This is a genomic window from Mesorhizobium sp. M2D.F.Ca.ET.226.01.1.1, assembly GCF_004022705.2.
GTDB lineage: Bacteria > Pseudomonadota > Alphaproteobacteria > Rhizobiales > Rhizobiaceae > Mesorhizobium.
The window spans coordinates 181924-194545 of record NZ_RZOY02000005.1 but is presented as its reverse complement, the minus strand read 5'-3'; the positions used below and the strand labels follow the sequence as shown (position 1 = coordinate 194545).

The following is a 12622-nucleotide window of genomic DNA, read 5'->3' as shown; positions in this document are numbered from 1 at the left end:
GCGAAAGCCACCTCCAGTGACGAAGCATTAACCAATCTTCGCCATGGTCAGACAGGTTTCAAGAACAGACTCTGTCGTGCCGGGTGTCGTCCATGAGAAGCGTAATCCTGTCCTGCGTCCTGCCCGCGACGGTTGCAATTGCCGCACCGCTCGGCCTCGTCGAAAAGGCTTTTGGCGCAGACCCGGACAAGCAGTTCTTCCATTCGGTCGAAGGCAGATGGGTCGGCCCTGGCGAGATCATCGCCGGCAAGTACAAGGGCACCAAATTCACCTGCGATTTCAACGGCTCGACGCCTGACGCAAAAATCGGCATGACGCTTGACGGCAACTGCCGGGTCGGCGTGTTCACGCAGAAGATGTCGGCGACCGTCGAGCGCAAGGGACGCGACGGCTACAAGGGCAGCTTCATGGGCGGCTCGACCGGCAGCGGCATGGATATTGTCGGCGGCAACGTCGTCGACGCCCAGAAGGTCGTCTTCACCATCAACCGCAAGCAGCTGAACGGCGTCATGCAGGCCCGCGTGCCCGACGACAATTCCATGACCGTGACTGTGGCCGTGCGCGTCGACAACCAGCTGGTGCCGGTGATCGGTATGAACCTGAAGCGGATCGACTCCGTCGAAGTCGGCGCCATCGCCAAGAACTGATCTGGCGCAGCGACGTCCGCAAACAAAAAAGGCGGCGGCCGCTTGGCCACCGCCTTCGCACCTCTCTACGGTTGAGCTCAACCCTTGATGGTGGCGGTCAGCTCGTCATAGGCCTTGCAGGCTTCGTCGAGCGTCGTCGCGCCCTGATACTTCGTCGTCACGGCCTGCACCTTGGCGGTCAGGTCGGCGGCCTTGCTCGGATCCTTGGTGATCGCCGCCTGAAGCGCGGCGGCCATGTCCTGCGCCTTCTTGGCGGCCATCTCCTGCGTGCATTCCGGCCCCTTGGAACAAGCCGAACCGGCCAGCGCCGCAACACCGACGGCAACGAGCAAAAACTTCTTCATGTCAGTCCTCTCCTCAAAAAAGGCGGCCGCCCATCGCAGCCGCCTCCAATGGCCGAAGCCCAAAGGCCAGAGCCAAGCGTGCCTTAACCGCTGATTGTGGCGGCACGCAACGACCGGGTCGCATAAACTTGTGTAACCAGGCTGCAATATCGCGGCGTTCCGGATTTGAGGCCGCATAAAAACAACCCAAAGCGCGTCGCATGAGGCCGCTCAGGCGCGACGCGCTTCAGAGCAATTCCAGGAAAAGTGTGAAGCGTTTAGGGTCGGCGACCTCGCCGTAACCTTTCGTTCGGGATTGCGTAAAAACAAAGAGATAGAGCGGCGTCTCATCGTTTTCGTGAAACGGTGAGACGCTCTAGGTCTGGAGCGAAGTTCACCTGCGAGGCTGCAGCAGCGCCAGCATAACTGTCGATGCGGCAAGGACGACGGTAAGGGTCAAGGGCCCCGAGGCACCGTAGGTGTCCACGACATAGCCGCCGACAACCGCGCCGGTGGTGATGGCAACCTGGAAAGAGACGACCATCAGGCTGCCCGCCGCTTCCAGCGCATCAGGTGCCGCGCGCGACAGATTGGTCGGCAGCACCACCGGCGCCATGCCGAATGCCAAGCCCCAAAGCGTGACGAATGCGAAGGCAACTGCGATGTGCACGCCCCAAAGCACCAATGCCAGCGCGGCAAACGCCATCAGCGCCGCGGTGCCTACGAGAGCCATACGGATGTTGGCGTCGGCCATGCGGCCACCGGCAACGTTGCCGATCACGGCGGCGATGCCAAATCCGAGCAGGGCCAGGGCAATTGGCCCTGTTGCCAGGAGCGTCACATGTTCGAGGAAGGGGCGCACATAGACCGAGCCGGCAAAATGCCCTGTCATCAGCAAAAGGATGGCCAGCATGCCGAGTTGAATGCCACGCCGCCGTGTCAGCCGAAATACATCCGCAAGGCTATTGCTGGCCGTCGCGGGCAAGGTTGGCAGGCTTAGCAACTGCAGCAGCATGGCAATCACGGCCAGCCCCGCTGTCAAGGCCATGGCGCTGCGCCATCCCAGCCAGTCGCTGATCAACGCACCCGCCGATGGTGCGGCAATGGTGGCAAGCGAGACGCCGAGGGTGACGATGCCCATGCCCCGACCTGTCGCATTGGCGCCAACCAGCCTGGCCACGACGGCAACCGAGAGTGCCCAGAAGGCGCTGAGAGCGATTCCGAGCCCGGCCCGGCCCAACAGCAACAACCAGAAATTGGGCGCCAGCGCTGCAAGGAGGTTGGAGCCGACCGCCAGGGCGCTGAGGCCAACCAGCACCGTCTTGCGGTTCAATCGGCCGATGAGAACATTGCTCAACATGGCCGTCACGGCACCGACCGAAGCGGTGGCGGTGACGACCTGTCCGGCCGTTCCTTCGCTGATGCCGAGATCGCGCGCCATCGGCGTCAGCAGGCCAGAGGGCAGGAATTCGGCTGACACCAGGGCAAAGCTAGTGGCCGCCAATGAAATGACCGAGAACCAGGTGGCTGCGGTCCACGTGGTTGGCGCGGCGGCATCGAGATCTATCGCCGCGTCTTCAAGCTCTAATGTTGTGTCTGTCACTGAAAGATCTCCAAGGTCCTGGAGGTCTTAAATAGACGAGTCCCTTCGGATGATATGTATCTCAAAATCCGAAATTTATGTCAGTTCGTCCGGAAATTGTGCGGCGCACAACGCCTGGCGAGACATTTGTGATGCGCTTGAACGCGCGCGCGAAGGATGCTTCGCTATCATAGCCCAGACGGGTAGCGACCTCGGCAACCGACAGGCCGTTTTGCCCGAGCAGCTCGCGGGCAAGCTGCATACGCAGACGAGCGAGATAGTGCGCGGCGCCTTCCCCCAACACAGCGCTGAAGCGCTCGGCGAAAATCGAGCGCGATTGGCCGGCCAGGCCGGCAAGGCTTTCCAAGGTCCAGCTATGGCCGGGGTCTCGGTGCATGGCTGCCAGCGCGCGGCCGATATGAGGGTCGCGGATGGCGGCGAGCCAACCGGTGGTCGAGGCTCCAGTGCAATTGACCCAGCAGCGTATGAGCCGGGCTGTCAGCAAGTCCGCCATGCGCGACAAGATAGTGGCGCTGCCCATCTGCGGTTGCGCGGCCTCAGCCGTCATAGCCGCCAGCAAAGGACCGACGATCGGGTCATTGCCGGCCACGTCGCACCCTTTGATGATCGGCGGCATCAACGTGATCAGTGGATTGAGCGCACAGACGCCCAAAGCCATGGAGCCGCAGAAGAGGGTGCTTGTCGCGCCCGTCCCTTCCCGCACCACCTCACAGACATTGCTTCCCACCTTGGTCACCTGGCAACCCTCCAGCGAGTCGCCGACAACGTCCGGCGCACTGGCCAGCCGATGGGCAATGCCTTGCGGCAGCAGCGCCAGATCACCATCGCGCAACTCCTGCCATCCTTCCGCTTCGGTATAAATCCAGCACGGACCCTGGCCGACAAAGTGAAAGCGAAGCAGCTTCTGTTGCGGAAAGGCGATGCTCCATGGATGTCGGAGTTCGCAGCGGCCATAGTTGACTCCGCTCAAGTGAAAGTCTTGCAGGACTTCGCTGAGCGCATCCATCGGGATATTTGAAGGCGGGCGGGACGAATAGTCAGGCATTTGGCCATTATAGATGCCGAACGTCCGGCAGGCAAGCGAAGGCTGCTTCGACGGCACCCTACCCTTCCAGTCAGTCCTGCGGCCCTTGCTTCCCGCTCCCGGTGCATGCAAGGAGTGCTTCTAATGCACGTCGCCCAGAAGTGTGCAGCGGTTCTGCGACAACGACATGCATCAAGCAAAGACCTAAAGCGCGTTACCTGAATCTTTTTCAGGCGACGCGCTTTAGAGCAACAGGATGGCAGGCATGGCAGCTGAAGCGTCGAGCAGCGATCTGGTGCAGGTGGTGGCGTTGCTCGCCGCTGGCGTCGTCGCCGTGCCGATCTTCAAACGTATGGGGCTGGGCTCGATCCTCGGATACCTCGCCGCCGGCGTGGTCATCGGCCCGTTCGGCCTGCGCGTCTTTTCCGAATCGGAATCGATCCTCCACGTCGCCGAGCTCGGCGTCGTCATGTTCCTGTTCATCATCGGTCTCGAAATGCAGCCGTCGCGGCTCTGGAGCCTGCGTCGCGAGATCTTTGGATTGGGCGCCCTCCAGGTCGGCGTTTGCGCGGTCCTGCTCACGCTCGTCGGATTGGCTGGAGGCTTTCCCATCGCGCAGTCCTTCGTTGCCGGCGCCGGCTTCGTGCTGACCTCGACCGCGATCGTCATGCAATTGCTCGAGGAGCGCGGCGAGATCGCCACGCCGAAAGGCCAGCGCATCGTCTCCATCCTGCTGCTAGAGGACCTGATGATCGTGCCGCTGCTGGCGCTGGTCGCGTTCCTCGCGCCTGGCGGCGCGGAGACCAGCCTGTCGGAGCGGCTGACCGAAGTCGGCATCGGCATTGCCGCGATCGTCGGGCTGGTCGTGGCCGGCCGTTATCTGCTCAATCCGCTCTTCCGCATCCTGGCGGACGCCCGCGCCCGCGAAGTCATGACCGCCGCGGCCTTGCTGGTGGTGCTGGGATCGGCCCTGGCCATGCAACTCTCCGGCCTCTCGATGGCGATGGGCGCCTTCCTCGCCGGCGTGCTCCTGTCGGAATCGACCTTCCGCCACCAGCTTGAAGCCGACATCGAGCCATTCCGCGGCATCCTGCTCGGCCTGTTCTTCCTTGCTGTCGGCATGTCGCTCGACCTTGGCGTCGTCGCCCAGAACTGGCGGCTCGTCGCCATCTACGTCGTGGCCTACGTGGTCATGAAGGCGCTCGGCATCTACCTCGTCGCGCGCATCCTGAAGAGTGGCCATCGCGAGGCGCTCGAACGCGCCGTCTTCATGGCGCAGGGCGGCGAGTTCGCCTTCGTGCTGTATTCCTCCGCCGCCGCGGTCGGCATCATCGATGGCCGGGCCAACGCGACACTGACCGCCATCATCATCATCTCGATGGTGCTGACGCCCTTGGCGATCGTGGCGCTGCGTTACCTGACCCCACGCGACGAGCAGTCCCTCGACGGTGTCGATATCGCCGACGGCCTCACCGGCAGCGTGCTGATCATCGGTTTCGGCCGTTTCGGCCAGATCGCCAGCCAGCCGCTTTTGCTGCGCGGGATGGACGTCTCGATCATCGACAATGAGGTGGAGATGATCCAGGCCGCCGCCGATTTCGGCTTCAAGGTCTATTACGGCGACGGCACGAGGCTGGACATCCTGCATGCGGCTGGCGCTGGGCGCGCTCGCGCGGTGCTGATCTGCGTCGACAAGCCGGACGCCGCCGTGCGCATCGTGCAGCTGATCAAGGCAGAATTCCCGCTGGTCACCATCCTGGCGCGCGCCTTCGACCGCGGTACCGCGCTGCAGCTCGTGCGCGCCGGTGTCGACTATCAGCTGCGCGAGACGTTCGAATCGGCGCTGGTCTTCGGCGGCTCCGCGCTGGAGTCGCTTGGCGTCGATCCGGAGGAAGTCGCCGAGGTCATCGAGGATGTCCGGCGCCGCGACGAAGCGCGCTTCGAGACGCAACTGGCCGAGGGCGTGCGCGCCGGCCAACGTTTCCTCAAAGGCAATATCGGCACACCGATCCCGACGCCGCTGACGCAGCCGCGCCGCGCCGGCCGGGCGCTGAACCAGGAGACCGCTGTTGTGCTGAACAAGGCAGAGACCAACAACTGAGGGGCAAGGCATGGCAGAGCTCGATCCGCGGGCGCTTTCCGTCACCAAATTCTGGCGCGATGCAGGCGAGGATGCCTGGTTCGAGAAGAGCGACGCCTTCGACACGGATTTCCGCAACCGCTTCCTGGAGCTTCATTATGCGGCGGCCCGGCGCGAATGCGACGACTGGAACGCGCATGCCGAAGGATCGCTGGCGCTGATGATCCTGCTCGACCAGTTCCCGCGCAACTGCTTCCGCGGCACCGGCCATATGTACGCGACCGACCCGCTGGCGAGGCATTTCGCCGACAAGGCAATCGCCGCCGGGCATGACCTGAACCTCGAAGAAGCTCTGCGCGTCTTCCTCTATCTGCCCTTCGAGCATTCCGAGGCGCTGGCCGACCAGAAGCGGTCGGTGCAGCTCACGACCGCCAACGCGCCCGAATATCTGAAATACGCCGAAGAGCATCTGGAAATCATCCGGCGCTTCGGACGCTTTCCGCATCGCAACCGGATGCTTGGCCGCGCAACGACGGCCGACGAACAGGCCTTCCTGGACAGCGGCGGCTTCTCCGGCTAACCGGCCGATCTTAGCCGAGCCACCATTCCCGGCCCGAGGGCAGCCGCTCGATACCGGACCTATCGACGGCGCCGAGCCGTTCCGAAACGCTCCTGCCGCCGATCGATAGTCCGGGCGCGATCTCGGCCAATGGCGCCAGCACGAAGGCGCGCTCCAGCATGCGCGGATGCGGCACTTCGAGCCCGGTCTCGTGGATCACCCGGTCGCCGAACACCAGGATGTCGATGTCGATCAGGCGCGGCCCCCAGCGCTCCTCGCGCACGCGTTTCAGCCGCCTCTCGACGTCGAGGCAAAGGTCGAGCAGCGCGCGCGGCGAGAGCGCCGTCTCGATCGCGGCGGCGGCATTGAGGAAATCGGGCTGGTCGAGCTTGCCCCAAGGCGGCGTGCGATAGAGCGAGGAGACGGCGGTGACGTGCGTCGCGTCGTCGCCGTCCAGTATGCGCAACGCCGCGCCCATGGACTTCGCCGGATCGCCGAGATTGCCGCCGAGACTGAGATAGACGACGCTATTCTGGCCAGACAACGGTCACCTCGACATAATCGAGCACGCCCGGCACCGGGGCGTTCGGCTTGCGCACGGTGATCGCGGCCTTCCTGATCTGCGAGAACCGTGCCGTCAGCGCCTTCGCGACTTCCAACGCCAGCGCTTCGATCAGGAAGCGGCGATGTCCCGTCACGATCTTCTCGATGACCGCGAAGGCGACGCCATAATTGACGGTGTCCTCGATGGAATCCTCGGTCAGCGGACGGCTGGGCTCGACGGTCAGCTCGGCATCGACATAGAAGCGCTGGCCAAGCGTCTCCTCCTCGTCCAGCACGCCATGGCGGGCGAAGAAGGCGCAGTTCTTCATGCGTATGACGTACATCATCAGTGTCCGCGAGGAAGCTCGGTTTCGCGTTGAAGCATAGCATCGGTCAGCGCCAGCGCGTCCACGTTGATTGCGACATCGTGGACGCGAAACAGGTCGGCGCCTTTCAAGCGCAGGATGACGCTGGTGGCCGCCGTGCCGGCCGCGCGTTCGCCAGGCTCGCGCCCGGTGGCGTTGCCGATGAAGCGCTTGCGCGATGTTCCGGCCATCAGCGGATAGCCGAGCGCCTGAAGCTCTGAAAACCGCGCCATCAGGTCGAGATTCTCCTCCGCCGTCTCCTTGGCGAAGCCGAAGCCGGCATCGAGCACGATCTGGCTGTCGGCGACATTGGCGGCGCGCGCGATCTCCAGCGATTTGCGCAGGAACAGGAACTGATCCTCGATCACGTCGGGCAGCTTCTGCCGCTCGCGCCCGGTATGCATGATGATAAGCCCGGCGCCGGTCTCGGCTGCGACGCGCGCGATCCCAGGCTCGCGCTGCAGCCCCCACACGTCGTTGACGATATGGGCGCCGGCGGCGACCGCGCGCCGCGCCGTATCCTCGCGATAGGTGTCGACCGAAATCAGCGCCGCGCCGGAAGCGCCGAGCGCGGCGATGACCGGCAGCACGCGGCCCTGCTCTTCTTCAGCGGTGATCGGTGCGAAACCCGGCCGCGTCGATTCCCCGCCGACATCGATGACCGCGGCGCCTTCTTCCACCATGCGGCGCGCCTGTTCCAGGGCCTTTTCAGGCGCGATGAAGAGGCCGCCGTCCGAAAAACTATCGGGCGTCACATTGAGGATGCCGACGACGACTGCCTTCGGACCGAGGTCGAGATAGCGTCCATGCGCCAGCTGCCATCGCCTTGTCGTCATTGTCCATCAACCATGCGTGATCCGCGCGAAATCAATTCCGTTGCGCTGGCGACGGCCCTAAAGCAAGGTGCGTGAAGAGGCAATATGATGAACCGATCCCTGCTTGGCGCCATAATGCTTGCTCTGATCGCCATGCCGGCGGGCGCGGCGAATCTGGTGAAGACCTACAGCTATTTCAGCGTCGGCGGCCGCACGCTCGACGATATCCAGAACCAGCTGTCGAAAAACGGCCCGGAGGTGAAGAGCACCGGGTCGCGCCATCCCGGCGCCACGCAGATGGCCTTTACGACACGCATCAGCTACGCCCAGAGCGCGCAGTCCTGCCGCGTCGCCGACGCGGCCGTCACCGTGAAGGTCAAGGTGATCCTCCCGGAATGGCGGCGCCCGCGCAAATCCGAACCCGACGTCAGGCTGTTCTGGGACACGCTCTCGGCCGACATCAAACGGCATGAGGAGCGCCATGTCGAGATCGCCAAGAACCATGCGCGCCTGCTCGAGGACGCGCTGAAAGCCATCCCCCCGCAAAGGACCTGCGAGCAGGCGAAGGCCAAGGCTGCGGCGGTCCAGGCGGCAGAGCTCGCCAGTCACGATCAGGACCAGGTGCGCTTCGACAGGGTCGAGGGCGCCAATTTCGAGAGCCGAATCCTGCGGCTGATGCGCTACCGGATGGAGCGCGTCGAGGCCGGCCGATTGCCGCCGCCTTGACCTCGAGCAAGCTTGACCTCGAGCAAGCCGGATCCGGGGCCAATTTCGCCCAAACATGATGCCAGACGGCAAAAACTTTCGAGCGGCGGTCGAAATCGGCCTATATCGAACGACATATAGCGGTTCGAAACGCCCAGAACCCTGTCCGCGATGGAAATGACAGGCGCTACCGGCCAAAGCCCTCTTGGCGCGCCGAGCACCAGCCTTTGAAAGAAATGACGCATGGACCAGACCGTCGAGACGATGGCGCCGAAAGCCGCGCCGATGAGCGAGAGCGAGAAGAACGCCATCATCGGCGGCGTGCTGCTGTCGATGCTGCTGGCGGCCCTTGACCAGACCATCGTCGCCCCTGCCCTGCCGACGATCGCACGCGCGCTCGGCCATGCCGAATATCTGCCATGGATCGTCACCGGCTATCTTCTGACCGCGACCGCGATGGCGCCGCTCTACGGCAAGATTTCCGATGTCCACGGACGCCGTCCCGTCATCTATGCCGCGATCCTGATCTTCCTGCTCGGATCGCTGGTCAGCGCTCTGGCGCCCAACATGCTGGTGCTGGTCATCGGCCGCGCCATCCAGGGCGCCGGCGGCGGCGGTCTCTTCGCGCTGGCCCAGACGGTCATCGGCGATCTCGTGCCGCCGCGCGAGCGCGCGCGCTACGCCGCCTGGATCGCCGGCACCTGGGCGGTCGCCAGCGTCGCCGGTCCGCTGCTCGGCGGCGTCTTCGCCGAACACCTGCACTGGTCGCTGATCTTCTGGATCAACCTGCCGATCGGCTTCCTGGCCATGGCCATCATCAACAACCCGCTGAGGAAGCTGCCGATCGCGGCCAAGAACCATAGCATCGACGGATTGGGCGCCGTGCTGCTGGTTGTCGCGACGTCGCTGCTGCTCCTGGCGCTCAACTGGGGTGGCAGCGCCTATCCCTGGTTCTCCCGCGAAATCCTTGGGCTGGTGGCCTGCTCGGTCGTGTTCTGGGCCTGCTTCGCGCTGAGGCTGCTCAGGGCGGCCGAGCCTTTGATCTCGCTCGAAGTGCTCGGCAACCCGATCGTGCTCGCCGGCACGCTGTCGATGTTCCTGCTACAGGCGGCAAACATCGGCGCCTCGGTTTACCTGCCGGTCTACCTGCAGTCGGTGGTCGGGCTTTCAGTCAGCCAATCCGGTACCGCCATGCTCGGCCTTCTGCTCGGCACTGTCGCCGGCGCCACTTTCAGCGGCCGCATGATCCCGCGTTTCGTCCACTACAAGCGCATTGCCATGATCGGCGTCGGCCTGGCCATCGTCTGCATTGGCGTGCTCAGTGCCATTGCGGCACACGCATCCCTGTTCGAGGTTTTGATCCTGACCACGCTCACGGGCCTGGGAAGCGGAACGACCTTCCCGGTCGCCACCGTCTCGGTCCAGAACGCCGTCGACCGCGCTCACCTTGGCGTGGCGACCGGGGTGCTGACCTTCCTGCGGACGCTGGGCGGCGCGCTCGGCGTGGCGATCCTTGGCGCCGTGGCGCTCGGCTACGGCTTGCCGCTGTCGTCCGAGGGCTCCGCGACGCATATCGAACTGTCATCGGCGCTGCCGTTTGTGATGATCTTCCTCACCACCGGCATCACGCTTGTCCTTGCGCTGATCGTGCTGGCGCTCATGCCGGAAAAGGAACTGCGCGGCCACGACGAGCACGCCGCGCCGGTGCTTGCGGAATAGATCTCTCCGAGTGTGTTGAGTATCAGGTGCAGCCGCCTCATACCAACATACCTCAGTCGTGGACGCCGAGCTTCTTCTGCAAGCTGGTCGACGAGGTGGTGTACTGGAAGACAATGCGCTCGCCGGGGCTGACGATGCGCTTGGCCGCCTGCGACATCAGCGCCACCTCGTGGAAGCCCGACAGGATCAGCTTGAGCTTGCCCGGATACCAGTTGATGTCGCCGATGGCAAAGATGCCCGGGATCGACGTCTGAAACTTCTCGGTATCGACTGGGATCAGGTTTTCATGCAGGTTGAGCCCCCATTCGGCGATCGGCCCAAGCTTCATGGTCAGGCCGAAGAACGGCAGCATGCGGGTGCACGGCACCTCCACGTCGCCATCCGGGCCGCCCTTGATGGTTGCTGACGACAGCTGGCCATCGGCGCCGGCAAGGCCGCTGACCTGACCGACCAGGAATTCGAGCTGCTTCATCTCCTGCATGGCATACATCTTGTTGACGCTGTCGGGCGCGGCACGGAATTCCGGGCGGCGATGGACCAGCGTCACGCTTTTGGCGATCGGCTGCAGGTTGAGCGTCCAGTCGAGCGCGGAGTCGCCGCCGCCGACGATGACCAGATCATGGCCGCGGAATTCCTCCATGCGCCTCACGGAATAAAAGACGCTTTTGCCTTCATAGGCCTCGATGCCCGGAATGGGCGGGCGCTTGGGCTGGAAGGAGCCGCCGCCGGCGGCGATCACCACTACCTTGGCTTCGAACACCTCGCCCTCGTCGGTAGCGACGCGGAAACTGCCGTCCTCCAGCCTTTCAAGGCTCGCGACCATGCGGTTGAAGGTGAACTCCGGCTTGAACGGATGGATCTGCTCCATCAGCTTGTCGACCAGGCCCTGCGCGGAGATCATCGGCCAACCCGGAATGTCGTAGATCGGCTTTTCCGGATAGAGCTCGGCGCATTGGCCGCCGGGACGGTCGAGAATGTCGATCAGATGGCATTTCATGTCGAGAAGGCCGAGCTCGAACACGGCGAACAGGCCGACCGGCCCCGCCCCGACAATGACAACGTCCGTCTTGATGGTATCGGTCATGCGCTGCGCCCCATTGGGAATGGTGCGAGACTGCATGAGCGCTGGCCTGCTGCCAAGCAGCCAGCATGAAGAAAACTGGAAGGAAGGCTTTAGCCTTGGCGTTCGGGGACGCGCACGACCAGGCCGTCGAGCGCGTCGCGCACCTTGATCTGGCAGGAAAGGCGCGAGTTCGGCTGGACGTCATAGGCGAAGTCCAGCATGTCTTCCTCCATCGCCTCCGGCTCGCCGACCTCGGCCGTCCAGGCTTCGTCGACATAGACATGGCAGGTCGCGCAGGCGCAGGCGCCGCCGCATTCGGCTTCGATGCCGGGCACCGCGTTGCGGATGGCGTTTTCCATGACCGTCGAGCCGTTTTCGGCATCCACGTCAAACCGGGTCCCGTCATGGGCGATGTAAGTCAGCTTGGTCATTAAAGTCACCTGAGGAGTCGCAGCCGAGATAATCACTCCGCCGGACAAGTCAACTGCGGCGCGAAAGCGCCACGAAATGACGTTTTTCAAAAAAGGCAGATGCTAGCGGCTGATGCCGGCGATGAAGTCGCGCACTTCCTCGATCAGCGTGCCGAGACGCTTCAGCGCCCGGAGGTCTTCCGGCTGCTTTTCGATGACCGCCGCGCAGTCGGCGACCGCAAAGGCGCCGATGCCGCGTGCCGAGCCCTTCAGGCCGTGCGCCAGGAGCACCCTTTGCCTGGCGTCGGCGTCCGCGATCTGGTCGCGAACCGACAGCGACTGATGCACGAACAACGCCAGCACTTCCCGTTCGAGGTCGCGGTCACCCATTGTCTGACGTGCCAGATGGCCGAGATCCACAGGCCGGGCTCCAACCGTTCCGGAGGCATCGCCCCCCGGCATCGAAAACGCAATTCCACTTTCGCCACGCATACGCACTGCAACTCCATATAAAGTGGGCAGACGCGCCCAAGAAGATAGGCGACTCCAGTCGCCAACGGGTTAACGGTTGCAGGTGAAAAATGTTGTCACAGAGGCGTCCGGATCACGCTTGCGTTAACCTTATATTTAAAGTTTTACGTATCGCCCGGAATGCATGTTTTCTTTACCCCCGTGTGTCATTACGATACGGAGGTCCATTTTTCAGCCTCCTGCGCGGGGTATACAAGCCAGAATCGGGCCAGAATCAGGCCATAATCATAAGTCC

The 12622-nt window shown here is 63.6% G+C and carries 14 protein-coding genes; 5 read left to right on the top strand and 9 right to left on the bottom strand.

The genetic code is table 11. The features are described from left to right. Nucleotides 1-92 precede the first annotated feature (92 nt). The gene (locus EN869_RS13560) at nt 93-647 is read left to right on the top strand and encodes a hypothetical protein (RefSeq protein ID WP_167498555.1); all 555 of its coding nucleotides are present in this window, start codon (nt 93-95) and stop codon (nt 645-647) included. Between the two features lie 77 nt (nt 648-724). Here the strand turns inward: EN869_RS13560 and EN869_RS13555 are convergent, their stop codons facing one another. The 3 genes from EN869_RS13555 to EN869_RS13545 form a co-directional block, all read right to left on the bottom strand. Continuing rightward, entirely contained in the window at nt 725-991 is a 267-nt protein-coding gene (locus tag EN869_RS13555; RefSeq protein ID WP_127226168.1) for a hypothetical protein, read from the bottom strand. A gap of 373 nt (nt 992-1364) precedes the next feature. Continuing rightward, nucleotides 1365-2573, bottom strand: a complete 1209-nt coding sequence (locus EN869_RS13550) for an MFS transporter (RefSeq protein ID WP_127226167.1) — start codon at nt 2571-2573, stop codon at nt 1365-1367. 61 nt (nt 2574-2634) lie between these two features. Then, nucleotides 2635-3618, bottom strand: coding sequence for an AraC family transcriptional regulator (locus tag EN869_RS13545; protein WP_127226551.1), 984 nt, complete (start codon nt 3616-3618; stop codon nt 2635-2637). Between the two features lie 244 nt (nt 3619-3862). Between EN869_RS13545 and EN869_RS13540 the strand changes: the two genes are divergently transcribed. Further along, nucleotides 3863-5698 carry a monovalent cation:proton antiporter-2 (CPA2) family protein gene (locus EN869_RS13540; RefSeq protein ID WP_128334341.1) on the top strand — a complete coding sequence of 612 codons (1836 nt, stop codon included), beginning with the start codon at nt 3863-3865 and terminating at the stop codon, nt 5696-5698. A 10-nt stretch (nt 5699-5708) separates the two neighbouring features. Next, nucleotides 5709-6257 carry a DUF924 family protein gene (locus tag EN869_RS13535; RefSeq protein WP_127226165.1) on the top strand — a complete coding sequence of 183 codons (549 nt, stop codon included), beginning with the start codon at nt 5709-5711 and terminating at the stop codon, nt 6255-6257. A gap of 10 nt (nt 6258-6267) precedes the next feature. On the opposite strand, the gene folK is transcribed toward EN869_RS13535, so the two are convergent. Genes folK through folP form a run of 3 tightly spaced genes read right to left on the bottom strand, consistent with a single transcriptional unit; the run spans nt 6268 to nt 7980 of the window. Then, nucleotides 6268-6780, bottom strand: a complete 513-nt coding sequence (gene folK, locus EN869_RS13530) for a 2-amino-4-hydroxy-6-hydroxymethyldihydropteridine diphosphokinase (RefSeq protein WP_127226164.1) — start codon at nt 6778-6780, stop codon at nt 6268-6270. Further along, nucleotides 6764-7123, bottom strand: coding sequence for a dihydroneopterin aldolase (gene folB, locus EN869_RS13525; RefSeq protein ID WP_042647736.1), 360 nt, complete (start codon nt 7121-7123; stop codon nt 6764-6766). The genes folK and folB overlap by 17 nt, the downstream gene beginning before the upstream one ends. A 2-nt stretch (nt 7124-7125) precedes the next feature. Then, the gene (gene folP, locus EN869_RS13520) at nt 7126-7980 is read right to left on the bottom strand and encodes a dihydropteroate synthase (protein ID WP_127226163.1); all 855 of its coding nucleotides are present in this window, start codon (nt 7978-7980) and stop codon (nt 7126-7128) included. A gap of 84 nt (nt 7981-8064) precedes the next feature. Here folP and EN869_RS13515 point away from each other — a divergent pair, with 84 nt between their 5' ends. Both EN869_RS13515 and EN869_RS13510 read left to right on the top strand, forming a co-directional pair. Next, a complete protein-coding gene (locus EN869_RS13515) occupies nt 8065-8685 on the top strand; it encodes a DUF922 domain-containing protein (RefSeq protein WP_127226162.1) in 621 nt (206 codons plus the stop codon). A 222-nt stretch (nt 8686-8907) separates the two neighbouring features. Further along, a complete protein-coding gene (locus tag EN869_RS13510; protein ID WP_127226161.1) occupies nt 8908-10383 on the top strand; it encodes an MDR family MFS transporter in 1476 nt (491 codons plus the stop codon). Nucleotides 10384-10435: 52 nt separating this feature from the next. Here the strand turns inward: EN869_RS13510 and EN869_RS13505 are convergent, their stop codons facing one another. The 3 genes from EN869_RS13505 to EN869_RS13495 form a co-directional block, all read right to left on the bottom strand. Further along, entirely contained in the window at nt 10436-11467 is a 1032-nt protein-coding gene (locus tag EN869_RS13505; protein WP_127226160.1) for an NAD(P)/FAD-dependent oxidoreductase, read from the bottom strand. Nucleotides 11468-11556: 89 nt separating this feature from the next. Continuing rightward, nucleotides 11557-11877, bottom strand: coding sequence for a 2Fe-2S iron-sulfur cluster-binding protein (locus EN869_RS13500; protein ID WP_127226159.1), 321 nt, complete (start codon nt 11875-11877; stop codon nt 11557-11559). 102 nt (nt 11878-11979) lie between these two features. Then, complete coding sequence (locus tag EN869_RS13495; RefSeq protein ID WP_127226158.1) at nt 11980-12348, bottom strand: Hpt domain-containing protein; 369 nt, start codon at nt 12346-12348, stop codon at nt 11980-11982. Nucleotides 12349-12622: the final 274 nt, after the last annotated feature.